Here is a 14708-nt window from a genome sequence, read left to right on the forward strand (position 1 = left end):
GAGAGCAATTACCGGTTTCCCATCAGCAAATACTTTCGGATCGATGGTCTCTTGGTCGGTAACTCCATCTGTATAATGATCCAAAACCTGCCTCAAGGTTTCAAATCGAGCATTATGCATATATGGACTAGTCACTTCAATGTTTCTGAGCGAAGGTACTTTGAACTTTGCCCGATCCTGCATGCGCTCGGTTACGATCTCTCTTCCCAAATCCGTGATGGATCGCTGGGCACCGTTGTTTCGATAACTTAAATCTGTAAACAAGGGCTCTTGATGACAGCTTTCACAGTGTTGCCTGAAAAGCTTTAATCCATCAAGCTCTAAGGATGTGAGTGCTTTAGAATCGCCTTTGATATAGCGATCGTACTTAGCATCAGCAGACACCATCATCAGCATAAACTGGCTCAAAGCATGCAGTACAAATGGTCCTGTAACTTCATCCACATCAAATGCCTCCTTGAATAATCTTGGGTATTCGGGATGTCTCTGGATTCGAGCTACAACTTCAGGAAACTCAATATCCATTTCTACCTCATTCTCAAATGCGAGAATGGGGGTAAAATCAAGATGAGTCACTCCTCCATCCCAAAAAAACTCCTTATGAAAAGCTAGATTGAATAAGGGAGGAGCATTGCGCTTTCCTTCTCTTCCATCAACTCCTATACTCAAAGGGTGCAGCCATGTATCTGCAAATGCATGACTCTGTAAATGACAGGAAGAACAGGATACCGAACCATCACGCGAAAGCGTAGGGTCGTTGAACAATCTTCTCCCTAGTTTGAAGCCTTTTTCATGTACCTGATTATTTCTGAAGGTGTATGTGGGATCAGGAAAATGACTTGGTTTCTCAAACTGATACCTATTTAAAACAGGTACCTCTGGTGCCTGAGAGCAAGCTATTATCAACAAAATGAAGAACAGGGAGGTGGACGATAAGATCCAACCTCCTTTTTTATTCCTAACTTCTATCATTTTATTGATGCGTATGATCCACAACAAAAGCATCTGAAAGGCGCTGAGCAAATGGACGCCCTTCCAAAGGTGTATGAATGTTGTTGTCAATCGTAAAATCCGCTTGACCTATCACCTGCAATGCATCCATGTGAATGTGCGGGGAAGGACGCATGGTCTTATTGACACGAACCGTAGCGTCAAATGGCAAACTAATGGTTGCATTGTTGTCAAAGAACCGTTGTGGTGTTCCGTCAGTTGGAGAAATATTTTTCCAACCTCCTAAATGTAGACGAACTCTATTGCGAAGATCTCCTTGAACTCTTTCGGAAGCCGGAGAATGCCCTTCAAACATATAGTGGATAAAACCTGAATTCCAATTCCAAAACCATCCACCAGCTGCCCGGTCAAGTATACCTGCTACAGCACCTTCTAGAATACCATCTTCTTTTACACCAAGATTGAAGGATATTTTATTGTACTGACCCGCTGGGATATCTTTTAATCGGATTTCAAACGTACTAGGATCTGACTGATCAACTCGGTAATACCCTTTGATTTCGGCAGCTGAGGCCAGCATGGGGTCCACAAAGACTTCACCATTTGGACCTTCCAATTTGATATGGCTGATGTAATAGCCAAACCTTGTGATATTGAATTCCTGACCATTTGGAAGCGTGTACCTGTAATTGGTGCTACCGGTGGGATCAAGAACTAATGGACGATTGCCTACATAATTATCGAATTTCACAATCATTTCACCCGTTTCGTTGAGCGAAGGATTTTCCGATTCCTGACAAGACCATAGCAAAGCTGATAGAAGAAGAGCACTAATGATGTATTGTAATGATTTAAACTTTTTCATTTTTGACAATTATTTTTATGAAAGGCAACTAATAAGTGCCTCATCAATTATTTTATTATAAAGAATAGACAGAACAAAAGACGAAGTGAAGTCTTGCTGTCATTAGGCTAATTAGAGCTAGCCTCGATTTATTAAAAAAATCACCTATTAGGAGGTCTGTCAAAAATACTAAGGTCTGCAATATAAGGGCTTACAATTTGCCAACTCAGCTCCGTAACTAATAGCTGGACGTTGAGTTTGGCTTTTTCCAAACTGGTACCTGGAAGTATATACAAATTGAAATCCGATCTAAAACTCATCCAATCGCTATCTGATTCCTGTGATGCCTGATCCAATTGTTTGTTTAGATAACAACTCCCCTGGCACTCGGACATGGGTAGGTCTTTATTTTCACAGAACATTTCCGCAATAAAGGATCTGTTTAGCTGAAAATTGACACAGATAATCGAATAGACCATACTGTTAAGTATGACCATCCAAGCCATGCAAAGAATAAATAGGGTACGCACCATGGAGTTCTACCGATTACTTTTATAAGTAGTAGATTACACTAATTTTTTGAAGAAATTCAGCCTTAGGGCTAATAGTGGAAAGGCTAAGGAATAAAACCTGCTTTACGCGGAGCCGAAATGAATGAACTATTCATAAGATTGACTAGGCGATTTCAAAAGAACTACCTGCCTATGGGGAAAGCGTAAAACAGCCTGAGGATTAAACCCGGGGAGGTATTTCAATATCACCTGAAAAAATACTTGGAGTTGACTCTAAATAAAACTTAGAATACTCAGGTTCATTGTTGATCGAAGCTAATACCAAAAGTAAAATTTGTTCAGCAATTACAAATTGCCCAAAATCCATTGCAAAGAAATGTTGGCTATTTTGATCCTGCTTTTCTTTTTCAGCTTTCAATTGCTGGGCCAAATAGCACTTACCATCACATTTGAGTTCTGGCTGTGATTGATTGACACAGAAATTTTCGATGATAGATGCTTTATTCAATACATAGGAGCCCTGTATGACAGAATAGATCATTCCGTTCAACACCAACAAGGCTGCAATGCATATGTATATCAAGCTTTTTAACATCGGCGCAAAGGTACTAACAAAGGATTAAGAATTAGTTAACAGTCCTAGGAAATTTGAAGGATTTTCCCTCTAAACAACTACATTCACTTAAATTTTCTCGGATAAACTTCAACAATTCAAGGAATGGATAGTCATTTTCTTGGGCTAATTGCTCATCTCGAACCCGTTTATAGGTTTCTAATAGTTCTCCTGCTTTTCTTTTCAACTCCATATCTTCCGCTGAGGGCTCTTGATTTTCAGGTATGGCATACACAAACCTTCCAGTCTCGGAGCTTGCCACGGGTATTTGAAAAAAACTTCGTTTCACAAACTCGCCTGTTTCCTCTTCATGCAGTGCAGCCTTTACAAAAAAATCTATCGCATATGCCGGATATCCAAATAAATACCCGTAAGCCCTAAAGCGATCCATTTTTTCTTCAAATTCATACATGAGCAGGAAAGCATTAGGATCTGCATCAGAAAGTACTCCTCTTTTGAGAAAGAAATCAGTGTAAGATAAAATGGTGTTTTGAAGGGCTACACGATTAAAAACCAACAATTGGAAAGTTCTAGAATCTCCATATACTCCTTTGAAGGGCACTATGGCAAACCCAATATTGTCATCTGTTAATAGCTCTAAGCTTTCCTTTAATAAGCCGATTTGCTTTGCTGATGCATCCGAATCCAAAAGGGCTTTAAAAACCGTGTCAATTGGAAATTGAAAATGTTCTACTGTACTAATCGGCTTAAGGCCTCCCATTACAGTGAAGAGTCCCTCTTTTTCCAAAGTTTCCTTAGCAAGTGAATCCGCCAATTGAAGGACATCTTTACTTACTTGGGCAAATAAAGAGACTTGTACCCAAAAGAAGACTAGAATTAAGCCCCAATGTTTAATTTTCTTTGGAAGCAAATGCATCACAGAATTCTCATTAAATCGGCCAATTATCCATAAACTTTTTACCCTTGAGATATTCTGCCAACTCTACATTGTTGAGTAAACACTCCTCTAATTCCTTGGTAATCTGCTCCTGATCCAAGTCCTGTCCGATCAAGACAAGCTCGTTCATTCGATCTCCAAAGATCTTATCCCACTTAGATTCAATGTATGCTTGATTTTCAATGTAGGAAGCATAGCTTGTTCGTTCTTTGAAAGGCATGCTAGCCCACCAAACTCCTATAGGCTCAGCTTTCAAGGAACCCCCAGCTTGAGACCAAGAAAGTGCCTGATCTTTTCTGGAAGCAATGTAAAAAAGCCCCTTGCTTCTGATGACTCCAGCAGGCCAGTTTTCGGAGATGTACTTCCAAAATCGCTGGGGATGAAAGGGTTTTTTGTTTCTGAACACAAAGGAAGAAATTCCGTATTCCTCCGTTTCGGGCGTGTGCTGATCTTTTTCAAGCTCTGCCTGCCAACCCGCAGAATTAGAAGCCTCTTCAAAATCAAAGTAACCAGTATTGAGGATTTCCTTAGGATCTACTTTACTATTGGAAGTGCTGATGATCTTCGCTCCTGGGTTTAACTTATGAATGATCGCAGCCAATTCTTCTACCGTTTCTTTCGAAACAAGATCTGCTTTGTTGATAATGATCACATTGGCAAACTCAATCTGATCTGTCAATAGATTTACGATAGATCGCTGATCTTCCGGGTCATCGTTGAGCATTTTGGAATACACCGTATCAGCCGAACCAAAGTCTTTATAAAAATTGAAAGCATCTACCACTGTCACCAAGGTGTCCAAACGGCTAAATTTAGAAAGGTCTATCCCCTTTTCCTCATCTACGAAACTGAATGTTTGGGCGACTGGAAGCGGTTCTGAAATACCTGTACTTTCTATCAATAAATAATCAAAGCGATTTTCCTTAGCTAAACGCTCCACTTCCAGCATCAAATCCTCTCGGAGTGTGCAACAAATACAGCCATTACTCATTTCCACTAACTTTTCCTCTGTTCTGGAAAGTGTGTTTTCACTTCTCACCAACTGCGCATCCACATTCACTTCACTCATGTCATTGACAATGACAGCCACTTTGAGACCCTCTTTGTTATGAAGGATATGGTTCAATAAGGTTGTTTTTCCAGCTCCAAGAAAGCCACTGAGCACGGTTACGGGTAGTTTCTTTTCCATGATTCGATTGGTGAGAAAAGTAGGACTTTGATTGATTCACTAAGCTGCATAATCCAAGCGTTCTGATTAACTTACTTTGAATCAAAAAACAGATTGTTTATGCAACATAATTGCAAATATCGAAAGAATTCAGACAATTAAAAAATAGAAGGGAAAATGTTTTACTTTGCCTGATATGTTGTCAGAATTTTCACTTTCCATATTTAATAATGAGAGCCAATTGTCCGGCATGGTAAGCCGTATGCGTAGTAATTCTTCCTAATGCCTCAGCTTTTGTTTTTTTACCAAACTCCTTGGTTTCTATGACCGCACCCCAATCATCTTGAGCTCCGATAGCCTTTTCAAGTTGCTTGCCTGCTTCCTCCACCAATGCCAGCAAGGCTTCCAAATCGGTCCATTCACCAGTATCCTTACCAGCTTTTAAGGTTTGCGCATCGACTTTTACATCCATATTTCCAAAAACATTCTTTGCAAAAAGCAATTCCACCTCGGCAATGTGACGGATCAGGAAGCCGGCAGAGTTGGGCGACTCCCCAAGTTTCTTAATAAGGTCAACAGGTGTGATTTTGGCCAGTTGGTTGGTAAACCGTGTGCGGCCTTCTTTCCAGAGTTCGATAAATGATTTCATAGTTATGATATTTTGGTTTAATGTTTTAAGGGCAGGCATAGTTGCCATGGTCCTTTGATTACTAGGTCTTCGATATGCCCTGCTTCTTCTTTATCACTCTTAATATAATGCATATGCAGTTGACTTGCTGCATTATTACCTATGGATGGCATGGCAAACCTACCTCCTGCTGTTTTTCCTGCAAAACCAATGATCCAAACATTTTGATTTTCTACGGTAAGTGGATAGTCGTCCTGCTTTTTACCCTGAGGAGTGAAATCAGCAATGGTTTCAGGAGTTAAATAGGCGATATGTGCCTGAATATGATTTGCCTTTGCCCGGATTCTAAATGGAAAACCTCCTTCTATATCCAATCCAGCTGCGGCGGCTTCGCGCATGATGATCTCTGTAAGTTCATGCCTATTGGATATTGGTTCCTCTCTAAAAACCGTCTTTTGCCAAGCATCGACATTGCTCCTGACAAAAAAGATAGCTTTTTTATCAAAGGTCTCTTCCCAGTAAGGATTACGATTTTCATCCAAACCCGCATAAAGAGGCTTCCCGTTGAATACTACAATTTCTCCCTGAAGGTTTTCCATAGCACCTATAGCATAAAGAAATTTACGGTTGCTGATCGTATCCAAATCAATATTGGCAGAAAGATTTCGCTCCTTCATGATTTGGGCAGTATTGCCTATCAATTGGATTTCTTGTGCGTTTACAGCAAGTGCCATAAACAAAAGAGAAAAAACTAGAAAATTTTTCATGTTTAAATGATTAATGAATACAGGTTTCTGCATGCTTATTGAGAACGTCTGTCTTGACAAAATCATTTTTGAGCAAAGGATTCCAATCAAAGTTAGCAAGCGCTTTCACCGAGAAGATTTCTTTTGCGTCCGCTTGGAACAAAAAATCCATAAAATCATCTTCAATACTTTTTAACTCATCCAATTGGCAGCCCGTCAACTCTTGATTGACAGCAAGCTCGCTCATTTCTCCGATAATAGCCGGTTTTACTCCTTTGTTAAGATTGACTTGAAAGGTAGAGCCATCAGAAATCTTCTGTACAATATAAATTCCTTCAATCGCGTCATCCACATAAAAGGTGTTGAACTGATACCTTGCTCCCGTCAGATAAATTGCCACATCCGTCAGGCAAGGCGAGGATTTGGAGACAATGCGAAGGTCCGTACGATCAATCACACCATCCGGAAAAAGGTGCTGCAATGCTTCGTTCAATCCCATAGCCCCGACTACCAAACCATCACACAAATGTCCGTGAAACTTGACCAGGTCGTCCAATTCAACTTCCTGCTGAAAGCCTAGACGACCTTTGGAAAAGTCGGTGTCATTGGTTTGAAAGCTAAGTGATTTGTTCCGTTTAGGTAAATAGAGTGTACTTCCGTTTAAGTTGGTTTTTAATTTGTCGATGTGACCGGTAAATGTTTTTGTATCATTGATGAAATGGGCGTGAATAAAGGTATCATGATGGGTGTAGATACGTTTGCCAACTTGAGAATACACCGCAATGATTTCACCCTTTTCCTTGAGATGCTCATAATTTTCCTGATTTCTTCCGGGCTTGTACCCCTCTACATCAGGAGATCTTGGCGTGACAATGTGCGTAACCATTTCGTCGAAAGTGCCTTCAATTTTAAAAAAAAGTGGTTGGCTCAAATCATAACCATTCTCACCGGCAATGTTTTCTACCAAATTGTCCAACGCCAACAAATCCTCCAAGTCACCGGATAGCGAAAATGCTTCCCAAGCCCCCACCTCACCATAGACGAAGAAAGGTGCCTGAATATTCCAATTCTCTTGTATAAAAGCATTGCCATCCAGGTCTGCAAAACCTGAATAAGGAACTCCATCTGCAAAAGTGATTTCTCCCTGCATTTTACCAAGCGGACCTAAGCCGAAAATGCGGGGATATTTTTGAAGCGTATCGGCAGAAATGGTAGGTGCAAAACCTGTTTTTCCCATTTCACTCATAGCCCCAGTGGATTTAACCACGCCATGTTGGGCAAAAGCAAAGGTTATGAACAGAAGAAAAAGGGTAGTTAGACTAATTTTTTTCATTTTATAAAGTAGTAAAGATGATGTTAAATATAAATCCGGAAAGGATGATGAAGGCCGTTACTGTACCGAAGAAAATGGCAATCAGCTTCATGCTCATCACTTTCTTCAACAAGGTGCCTTCGGGAATCGATAGACCAATTGTGGCCATCATAAAGGCAATGGCAGTACCCACAGGGATACCCTTGACTATCATGACTTGAATGACAGGAATAATGCCTGCGGCATTGGCATAGAGTGGCACTGCGAGAATGACTGCAAGTGGAACAGTCCACCATTGTCCATCGCCCAAGTACTGTTCAAAGAAATTCTCAGGCACATAGCCATGCATAAATGCTCCAATCCCAATACCGATGATTACATAAAGCACGATGCTTTTGACAATCGCCCAAGCATCTTTTGTAATAGAGGGAAGCCGTTGGAGAAATGGGGTGTTTTCTGCTGCAAAGTCTTCTTGTACTTTGTTTTTGTTTTGGATCAATTGCTGTACCCAATCGCTCAGGTAACGCTCCAGTTTCAATTTCCCCAAGACCATTCCTCCAAACATCCCCAATAAAATACCCATCAAGGCATAGATCAAGGTGAATTTTACTCCAAACATTCCCAAGAAAATCGCCAAAGCGATTTCATTGACCAAAGGGGAGGTAATCAGAAAAGCAAAGGTGACACCGAGCGGTATTCCTCCTTGAACAAAGCCAATAAATAGAGGTACAGAGGAACAGGAACAAAAGGGTGTTACCGCTCCGAAGAGTGAGGCTAGGAAATATTCTAGTCCGTAAAGCTTTCTTTTTTGGAGAAAATCACGAAGTCGCTCGACTGGAAAATAGGCATTGACGATACCCATGATCACGGTAATAACAAAGAGCAGAATCAGGATTTTCAGTACATCGTAGACAAAGAAATTCAGCGCCACTCCTAGTTGGCTTTCTGCTGCTATCCCAATGACCTGATAAATCAGCCAATCCGCAAAACTTTGTAACCAGTCAAACATAGTCCTGATTTATCAAGAAAGGGCTGCAATAATTTCTTGAGAAGAAGGAACCTTCCCCTTGATTTTGACTACTTCGTCCACTACAACAGCTGGGGTAGAAAGGATATTATAAGACATGATTTGTTGGATATCTTCTACCTTGATCACTTCTGCAGCAATACCTTCTTTCTCGATGACTTCACGAACAGCCGCTTCAGTTTGCTTGCACTTGGCACAACCTGTGCCTAGGATTTTGATGATTCTCATGATATATGGTGTTTAAATAACGATTCGAATAATTGCGAAGCTTCCGCCCATGCTTTTTTGTTGAGGCAGTACCTGATCTTTGGGGGCATAATTTCCCCTTGAATCAAGCCAGCGTCCTTCAATGATTTCAGGTGTTGGGAAATGGTGGACTGCGCTAAGGGAATGATTTCCGTGAGGTCACCGTTGAAGCAACAGGTTTGCTCACTCAGGATCTTCAAAATCTGTATCCGAACCGGATGCCCCATAGCTTTCGCATAGATAGCTAGCTTTTGCTCTCCAAGGGAGTAATCTATTTTAACTGCTGTTCTTTCCATGGGCCTGATGTATATCGTAAAAATACGATGGATAAATACGAGATAGCGTGACCTTTGTCACCTCAGCTCATGATATTTCCCCTCGAAAAATTTGGAACAGAAAAAAATATATCGTAATATTGCGATATATTTATAATTGAAATATGCTTTCAGCGAAATACAATTGAAATAAAGTAGAAACATGCTGGAAATAGATATTTGAATACTGGGGATATTGTCGGCTGTGGTGAAATAGGTTATTCCCAAAATATTCGCTGTCTTGTTTCTTTTCTCTTGATTCTTGCCTCTTTTCTCTAGTTTCTCGCTTCTAATCTCTAACCGTCTCAACAATGGGTGTTACCAAAACAGATCTCTTCACTGACCAACAAAACGAACTGGCGAAAATTGCGAAGGTATTTGCCCATCCTGCCCGTATAGCCATCCTACAATACCTCATCCAAGCCAACTCTTGTATTAATGGAGACTTGGTTCAGGAACTAGGTTTAGCTCAAGCTACCATTTCCCAACATCTTCGCGAACTCAAAGAAATTGGTCTGATCAAGGGAAGCATAGAAGGTGTATCTGTTAATTATTGCATAGATGCAGTACGCTGGGCGGAAGTGCAAAATCTATTTCAAGAGCTATTTGATGGCTTTCCGAGGATATCGGGATGCTGTTGAGGAGAAGCGAGAGACGAGAAATTAGAAACGAGACTTAGGTGCAGAGAGCTTTTGAGAGTTAGAAAATGATATGCGCTGTGCGATATATAGTAGATATTATCCTACGGCGATATATTAAGGACCGTATCAAGATGGAGATTATTCTTAACTAGAGTCTAGTGTCTACAACATACTTTAAAAAATTTGGCGCCTTTGCGTCTTTGCGTGAAATACTATGAAAACAACCGAATTTACCCAAATCCTACAAGAACACCCCGAAAAGGCGCTTTTCTTCGAATACCAATCAGGTCAGTATGTACGAGCCGACTACCACATTACTGAAATCAAAAATGTAAATTTTGACACAGTAGACTGTGGTGGTATCCGCAATCAATGGTCAGAAGTGCATATCCAACTGTGGGAAAATGAAGTTCCGGAGCCAGATCATATGGTGGACACGGACAAAGCCATGAAAATTTTTGAGGTCGTCAATCGTGTAAGAGAGACTTATCCGGATGCAGACATCAAGTTTGAATATGGTAATTCAGTGTTTCCAACATCCGTACTACCAGTCCACAACATCAAAGACACAGGGAATGCCTTAATCGTCCAACTCACACCGGATCAAACTACCTGCAAAGCCAAAGACCGCGCCTCCACTCCTGAGGAAAAAGCAGCCGCTTGTTGCGGGCCTGTTTCCGAAAAACCAAAAATCCGTGTTTCACTTGCTTCCCTTCAAGCAGCTAACAGCTGCGAACCTGGATCGGGATGCTGTTAGGAGATGCGAGAGACGAGAAGCGAGAGATTAGACAATCTTCTTGAATCTTGACTCTAGCTTCTTGATTCTTGTCTCTTGACTCTTGTTTCTAAAAAAATGAATCTATACCCAACACTTCAAGCGCACATCGAAAAAGCGCAAGCACTTCCGATCTCAGATGATCGGAAGGCAGTCCTTCAAGTACTGATTGAATATATCCAGCAGAAAATCAATCAAGACGAGGAAATTAATTTGAATTTTATTTGTACCCACAATTCACGTAGAAGTCAGTTTTCCCAGATTTGGGGAAAGGTAGCAGCCTCCTTCTATGGCATTGATATAAATTCCTTTTCTGGAGGAGTCGAAGTCACTGCGTTCAACGAACGAGCGGTGGACTCCATCAAACGATTTGGCTTTAAAACCAGCAGCGAGGGAGAGGGAAATCCTAAATACTTTGTGTTCTATTCCGATGATGAGGACCCCATAGTAGCTTTCAGCAAAGTCTATGACGATGCAGCCAATACCCCAAAGGGTTTTGCAGCAGTGATGACCTGTTCCCATGCTGATGAAAACTGTCCCTTTATCCCGGGTGCAGAAGCCCGAATTCCGGTTAGATACGAAGACCCAAAAGCCTTTGACGATACAGATCAGGAAGCTGAAAAATACGATGAACGATCCTTGCAGATAGCGTCGGAGATGTTATTTGTTTTCTCTAGAATATCTAAAGCCAAAAAGGATTGATATTAATTGATATTGGATATTTGGATATTGCTATGAAAGTCCAAACCAATATCCAAAAATATCGCAGAGCTAATATCTACCAATATCAACCGCAATACCTACTCAACTTTCAATCAAACTAAAAATGTCTGAAACCAAAAAAATCGCCTTCTTCGAAAAATACCTCACTCTATGGGTTGCTTTGTGTATAGGTGCTGGAATTCTAATTGGTCATTTAGCAGGAGATGACATCTCGGTATTGTCTGATTTGGAAATTTACAATGTCAACTTGCCTATTGCTATTCTGATCTGGCTTATGATTTATCCCATGATGTTGCAGATTGACTTTGGGAGTATCAAAGGAGTAGGCAAAGCACCGAAGGGGTTGATCTGGACACTGGTGATTAACTGGCTGATCAAGCCATTTACCATGGCATTCTTTGCATGGATTTTCTTTGATCAGCTCTACTCGGCGTACATTGAACCAGATATGGCCGGTGAGTACATCGCAGGAGCAATCCTATTGGGTGTGGCTCCATGTACGGCCATGGTATTTGTGTGGTCCTACCTGACAGATGGGGATCCCAATTATACCTTGGTGCAAGTATCGGTCAATGACCTGATCATCTTGGTGGCATTCGTTCCATTAGTGGGTTTCTTGTTGGGTATTACCAATGTGACTGTTCCTTACGAAACTTTGGTTGCATCGGTAGTCATCTTTGTGGTGATTCCTTTGGTAGCAGGAGTACTTACTTCAAAAATCATGATCGCCAGAAAAGGAGAAGACTGGTTCAAAAAGGAATTTCTACCCAAGTTTAAACCAGTCAGCATCATTGCTTTGTTATTGACCTTGATATTACTCTTTGCTTTCCAAGGACCTAATATCCTGAATAATCCTTTGATCATTCTGTTGATCGCTGTACCCTTGATCATCCAAACCTACTTTATCTTTTTCTTGGCATGGTTTGGAGGAAGGAAATTGAAACTCCGTCATGCTGTCTGCGCTCCAGCTTCCATGATCGGGGCAAGTAATTTCTTTGAATTGGCGGTAGCTGTTGCGATTGCCTTATTCGGCTTAGACAGCCCAGCAGCACTAGTGACTGTGGTCGGTGTACTGGTGGAAGTACCCGTAATGCTGCACCTAGTGAGCTTGGCTAATAAATGGAAGTACTAAACGGACTAAACCCAATAAAATCAAAATACTAGTATTGAAATAAAGTAGAAATATGCCTTCGGCGAAATAAGGTGGAAATAAATATGGGTGAAACTATCTTATACGCTTAAATGATCTGTTTCATTGAAAAACAAGAGATGCTTGGATTTATAAACTGTACAAATATTTCAAATTTATTTCCACTCTATTTCTACCTTATTTCAACTTTATTTCCATCCCTGGAATCGTACTTTGTATGTAGCATCAATAAACCAAGGGAAAAGCCCATCCGCACCGTAAGCCGAGATTCCAATTGCATTTCGGATATTGGGGTTTTTAGATTTCCATTCGGCTTCCAGTTCTAACAAAAGACCCACTCGTTGGTATTTGTTGATGATGGTAAATGGTGCTGGATCTTGCGGATTAAAAGAGTTTTGGACCCTCACGGACTCACCACCCAATTGCAATGAAGGGCCTGCACCAAAAGCCAACTTAAAGCCATTGTCTTTTTGAATGATATCATATCTCAACGTTGGGCTGATAAAAATACCTGAGGACTGATCTATATCAGACAATTCATTGCTCTCCAAATTACCCAAAGACTGATAAAACGAAACTCCCGTATTCAAGGACAAACGCTTGGCAAATCGGTAATTCAATTCACCCCCCATATTCAGCCCCCAAAGTAAGTTATTGTTATCAATGGTGGTTCCCCCACCAAAGGAATAGTCGATTTTAGATGCTTTCTCTTGGGAAAAACCTATCAGTGGAAAAAGGCATAGGATACAAATGAGCGAGAGGTGTAGATGTTTGTTCATAATCTATGAAAATTTACGTGTGAGCACTAAAGGTATCTACGGTTTCTTGAATTAAAAAGTTGGTTAAGAACTCTTAACTAATTTCTTGTGATTCCTGAAAATTTTAACGAATCCCTATTGAAAATAATTAAAATTCTCCATAGCTTTCGATAGAATCATCCTGAATTTATAAAGAGAATTCTTTATCTATTTTGCCTGATTTTTATACCCTGATTTCAACCTCTATTTACTTTCAAAACCATTAAAACTGTATGAAGAAAGCATGTATTGCTTTGTGCTTGTTCCTATCATTGAGTGCAACACAAGTATTCTCACAAAATGCTGAGAAACCCGTTAGTGTCAAACTGCTAATCGAAGGGGGCTTCGAATTTGGCGGGGATGAGATTTTACAAGTATTCTTCACCAATGGTGGTGATCAAACCCTGCGAGCGGGACAAGGTATCAACTTGGGTATTGGTGGCGAAATGCAATTCGCTAACTTCAGGCACTTGATGATTAGATCGGCTATAGGCTTGAAATGGACCCCTACCGCAGCAGATGATGCAAATATCATGTTTTTAAGATTCCCTGTTCACTTCACACCATTTTGGAAAATAAATGAAGATTTCCGGTTTGGGGTGGGTATTACTACCCATTTGAACCCTAAATTAAGAGGTGATGGCTTTTTCCCTGATGTTACCTATACAAGCACGACCAACCCTCGATTCGAATTTGGATATAAATGGTTTGCTTTGACCTACACCCCTATGACTTATCAAAATAGGCAAGATATATTCTCTGGGAATTCAATTGGTATTTATTTATCAGGTACACTTCCTAATAGAAGGTAATTCCAGGTAAAACACTCTCAAGAAAAAACCATTCATTCATACTTTATCCAACTACTTTTGAGTTAGTGATCGCGAGCTACCCGATAAGTCAGCGTAGTTATGAGAGAGTATGGGTGAACTTTTGGCTACTAGATTTCTAAGCCGATTCCATTTCAAAAAAAGACTAGCCTTTTCGAAAGCGCTCTTTGGCAAAGATGGGCATAGCAATGATTACAATAATTGCTCCGAGTAAACATGTAGCTAAAGTCAAGCCAGAGGCCAGATTTGGTTTATGAAGCCACTCTCCTATAAAGTAACCCAACAATGGAATTAGTCCCATTGCTATAAAAACATAGCTTAGAAAAATATGTAACCCATTTTCAATAGCAAACTCCTTTTCTTTCTGAGAAAAATGCCTAGTCCCAATGAATACACGAGGGAATAATTTCATCAAAATCCCAAATGCTATAAAACCCAAACTTGTGAAAATAATTACCATTTTTTTAAAGCTAGTTGACCAAAAATAAATTCTATACGAACATTTAACGTCACTAATATAACAATAGTTGACA

General features: G+C 40.4%; 19 protein-coding genes. 5 read left to right on the top strand and 14 right to left on the bottom strand.

Annotated features, from left to right (window positions below; all coding sequences use genetic code 11):
* The 12 genes from ACXIUD_RS16715 to ACXIUD_RS16770 form a co-directional block, all read right to left on the bottom strand.
* A partial coding sequence (locus tag ACXIUD_RS16715; RefSeq protein ID WP_458053793.1) for a cytochrome-c peroxidase occupies window positions 1-972 on the bottom strand: 972 nt, incomplete at its 3' end.
* Window position 973: 1 nt separating this feature from the next.
* Window positions 974-1816 carry an MbnP family protein gene (locus ACXIUD_RS16720; RefSeq protein ID WP_458053794.1) on the bottom strand — a complete coding sequence of 281 codons (843 nt, stop codon included), beginning with the start codon at window positions 1814-1816 and terminating at the stop codon, window positions 974-976.
* Between the two features lie 140 nt (window positions 1817-1956).
* On the bottom strand, window positions 1957-2328 hold the full coding sequence (locus ACXIUD_RS16725; protein ID WP_458053795.1) for a hypothetical protein: 372 nt from the start codon (window positions 2326-2328) through the stop codon (window positions 1957-1959).
* Window positions 2329-2527: 199 nt separating this feature from the next.
* The gene (locus ACXIUD_RS16730) at window positions 2528-2890 is read right to left on the bottom strand and encodes a hypothetical protein (RefSeq protein ID WP_458053796.1); all 363 of its coding nucleotides are present in this window, start codon (window positions 2888-2890) and stop codon (window positions 2528-2530) included.
* A 43-nt stretch (window positions 2891-2933) separates the two neighbouring features.
* Window positions 2934-3797, bottom strand: a complete 864-nt coding sequence (locus tag ACXIUD_RS16735; protein ID WP_458053902.1) for a hypothetical protein — start codon at window positions 3795-3797, stop codon at window positions 2934-2936.
* A gap of 13 nt (window positions 3798-3810) precedes the next feature.
* Window positions 3811-5007, bottom strand: a complete 1197-nt coding sequence (locus tag ACXIUD_RS16740; RefSeq protein ID WP_458053797.1) for a GTP-binding protein — start codon at window positions 5005-5007, stop codon at window positions 3811-3813.
* Window positions 5008-5197: 190 nt separating this feature from the next.
* Window positions 5198-5635 (bottom strand): DinB family protein, encoded by a 438-nt coding sequence (locus ACXIUD_RS16745; RefSeq protein ID WP_458053798.1) that lies wholly within the window; start codon window positions 5633-5635, stop codon window positions 5198-5200.
* 17 nt (window positions 5636-5652) lie between these two features.
* Window positions 5653-6381 carry an acetolactate decarboxylase gene (locus ACXIUD_RS16750; protein ID WP_458053799.1) on the bottom strand — a complete coding sequence of 243 codons (729 nt, stop codon included), beginning with the start codon at window positions 6379-6381 and terminating at the stop codon, window positions 5653-5655.
* 10 nt (window positions 6382-6391) lie between these two features.
* Window positions 6392-7693, bottom strand: a complete 1302-nt coding sequence (locus ACXIUD_RS16755; protein WP_458053800.1) for an FmdE family protein — start codon at window positions 7691-7693, stop codon at window positions 6392-6394.
* Window position 7694: 1 nt separating this feature from the next.
* On the bottom strand, window positions 7695-8681 hold the full coding sequence (locus ACXIUD_RS16760) for a permease (protein ID WP_458053801.1): 987 nt from the start codon (window positions 8679-8681) through the stop codon (window positions 7695-7697).
* A 12-nt stretch (window positions 8682-8693) separates the two neighbouring features.
* Window positions 8694-8927: a thioredoxin family protein gene (locus tag ACXIUD_RS16765; protein ID WP_458053802.1), complete on the bottom strand. Its 234-nt coding sequence runs from the start codon at window positions 8925-8927 to the stop codon at window positions 8694-8696.
* Complete coding sequence (locus tag ACXIUD_RS16770) at window positions 8924-9241, bottom strand: ArsR/SmtB family transcription factor (protein ID WP_458053803.1); 318 nt, start codon at window positions 9239-9241, stop codon at window positions 8924-8926. The genes ACXIUD_RS16765 and ACXIUD_RS16770 overlap by 4 nt, the downstream gene beginning before the upstream one ends.
* 329 nt (window positions 9242-9570) lie before the next feature.
* On the opposite strand from ACXIUD_RS16770, the gene ACXIUD_RS16775 reads away from it, so the two are divergent.
* From ACXIUD_RS16775 to arsB, 4 genes are all read left to right on the top strand, one after another.
* On the top strand, window positions 9571-9900 hold the full coding sequence (locus ACXIUD_RS16775; RefSeq protein WP_458053804.1) for an ArsR/SmtB family transcription factor: 330 nt from the start codon (window positions 9571-9573) through the stop codon (window positions 9898-9900).
* 214 nt (window positions 9901-10114) lie between these two features.
* Entirely contained in the window at window positions 10115-10657 is a 543-nt protein-coding gene (locus ACXIUD_RS16780; protein WP_458053805.1) for a DUF6428 family protein, read from the top strand.
* A 96-nt stretch (window positions 10658-10753) separates the two neighbouring features.
* Window positions 10754-11377 (top strand): protein-tyrosine-phosphatase, encoded by a 624-nt coding sequence (locus ACXIUD_RS16785; protein WP_458053806.1) that lies wholly within the window; start codon window positions 10754-10756, stop codon window positions 11375-11377.
* 124 nt (window positions 11378-11501) lie between these two features.
* A complete protein-coding gene (arsB, locus tag ACXIUD_RS16790) occupies window positions 11502-12530 on the top strand; it encodes an ACR3 family arsenite efflux transporter (protein WP_458053807.1) in 1029 nt (342 codons plus the stop codon).
* A gap of 206 nt (window positions 12531-12736) precedes the next feature.
* Here the strand turns inward: arsB and ACXIUD_RS16795 are convergent, their stop codons facing one another.
* A complete protein-coding gene (locus tag ACXIUD_RS16795) occupies window positions 12737-13327 on the bottom strand; it encodes a hypothetical protein (protein WP_458053808.1) in 591 nt (196 codons plus the stop codon).
* 251 nt (window positions 13328-13578) lie between these two features.
* Between ACXIUD_RS16795 and ACXIUD_RS16800 the strand changes: the two genes are divergently transcribed.
* A complete protein-coding gene (locus tag ACXIUD_RS16800) occupies window positions 13579-14157 on the top strand; it encodes a hypothetical protein (RefSeq protein WP_458053809.1) in 579 nt (192 codons plus the stop codon).
* Between the two features lie 163 nt (window positions 14158-14320).
* Here the strand turns inward: ACXIUD_RS16800 and ACXIUD_RS16805 are convergent, their stop codons facing one another.
* Window positions 14321-14635, bottom strand: coding sequence for a DUF3784 domain-containing protein (locus tag ACXIUD_RS16805; protein ID WP_458053810.1), 315 nt, complete (start codon window positions 14633-14635; stop codon window positions 14321-14323).
* Between the last annotated feature and the right edge of the window lie 73 nt (window positions 14636-14708).

Source organism: Mongoliitalea sp., from assembly GCF_054166905.1.

What these genes read in the sequence shown, in the direction of transcription:
- ACXIUD_RS16720 (WP_458053794.1), bottom strand. Translation starts at nt 1,816, where the DNA reads ATGAAAAAGTTTAAATCATTACAATACATCATTAGTGCTCTTCTTCTA.
- ACXIUD_RS16725 (WP_458053795.1), bottom strand. Translation starts at nt 2,328, where the DNA reads ATGGTGCGTACCCTATTTATTCTTTGCATGGCTTGGATGGTCATACTT.
- ACXIUD_RS16735 (WP_458053902.1), bottom strand. Translation starts at nt 3,797, where the DNA reads ATGCATTTGCTTCCAAAGAAAATTAAACATTGGGGCTTAATTCTAGTC.
- ACXIUD_RS16740 (WP_458053797.1), bottom strand. Translation starts at nt 5,007, where the DNA reads ATGGAAAAGAAACTACCCGTAACCGTGCTCAGTGGCTTTCTTGGAGCT.
- ACXIUD_RS16745 (WP_458053798.1), bottom strand. Translation starts at nt 5,635, where the DNA reads ATGAAATCATTTATCGAACTCTGGAAAGAAGGCCGCACACGGTTTACC.
- ACXIUD_RS16750 (WP_458053799.1), bottom strand. Translation starts at nt 6,381, where the DNA reads ATGAAAAATTTTCTAGTTTTTTCTCTTTTGTTTATGGCACTTGCTGTA.
- ACXIUD_RS16755 (WP_458053800.1), bottom strand. Translation starts at nt 7,693, where the DNA reads ATGAAAAAAATTAGTCTAACTACCCTTTTTCTTCTGTTCATAACCTTT.
- ACXIUD_RS16760 (WP_458053801.1), bottom strand. Translation starts at nt 8,681, where the DNA reads ATGTTTGACTGGTTACAAAGTTTTGCGGATTGGCTGATTTATCAGGTC.
- ACXIUD_RS16765 (WP_458053802.1), bottom strand. Translation starts at nt 8,927, where the DNA reads ATGAGAATCATCAAAATCCTAGGCACAGGTTGTGCCAAGTGCAAGCAA.
- ACXIUD_RS16770 (WP_458053803.1), bottom strand. Translation starts at nt 9,241, where the DNA reads ATGGAAAGAACAGCAGTTAAAATAGATTACTCCCTTGGAGAGCAAAAG.
- ACXIUD_RS16775 (WP_458053804.1), top strand. Translation starts at nt 9,571, where the DNA reads ATGGGTGTTACCAAAACAGATCTCTTCACTGACCAACAAAACGAACTG.
- ACXIUD_RS16780 (WP_458053805.1), top strand. Translation starts at nt 10,115, where the DNA reads ATGAAAACAACCGAATTTACCCAAATCCTACAAGAACACCCCGAAAAG.
- ACXIUD_RS16785 (WP_458053806.1), top strand. Translation starts at nt 10,754, where the DNA reads ATGAATCTATACCCAACACTTCAAGCGCACATCGAAAAAGCGCAAGCA.
- arsB (WP_458053807.1), top strand. Translation starts at nt 11,502, where the DNA reads ATGTCTGAAACCAAAAAAATCGCCTTCTTCGAAAAATACCTCACTCTA.
- ACXIUD_RS16795 (WP_458053808.1), bottom strand. Translation starts at nt 13,327, where the DNA reads ATGAACAAACATCTACACCTCTCGCTCATTTGTATCCTATGCCTTTTT.
- ACXIUD_RS16800 (WP_458053809.1), top strand. Translation starts at nt 13,579, where the DNA reads ATGAAGAAAGCATGTATTGCTTTGTGCTTGTTCCTATCATTGAGTGCA.
- ACXIUD_RS16805 (WP_458053810.1), bottom strand. Translation starts at nt 14,635, where the DNA reads ATGGTAATTATTTTCACAAGTTTGGGTTTTATAGCATTTGGGATTTTG.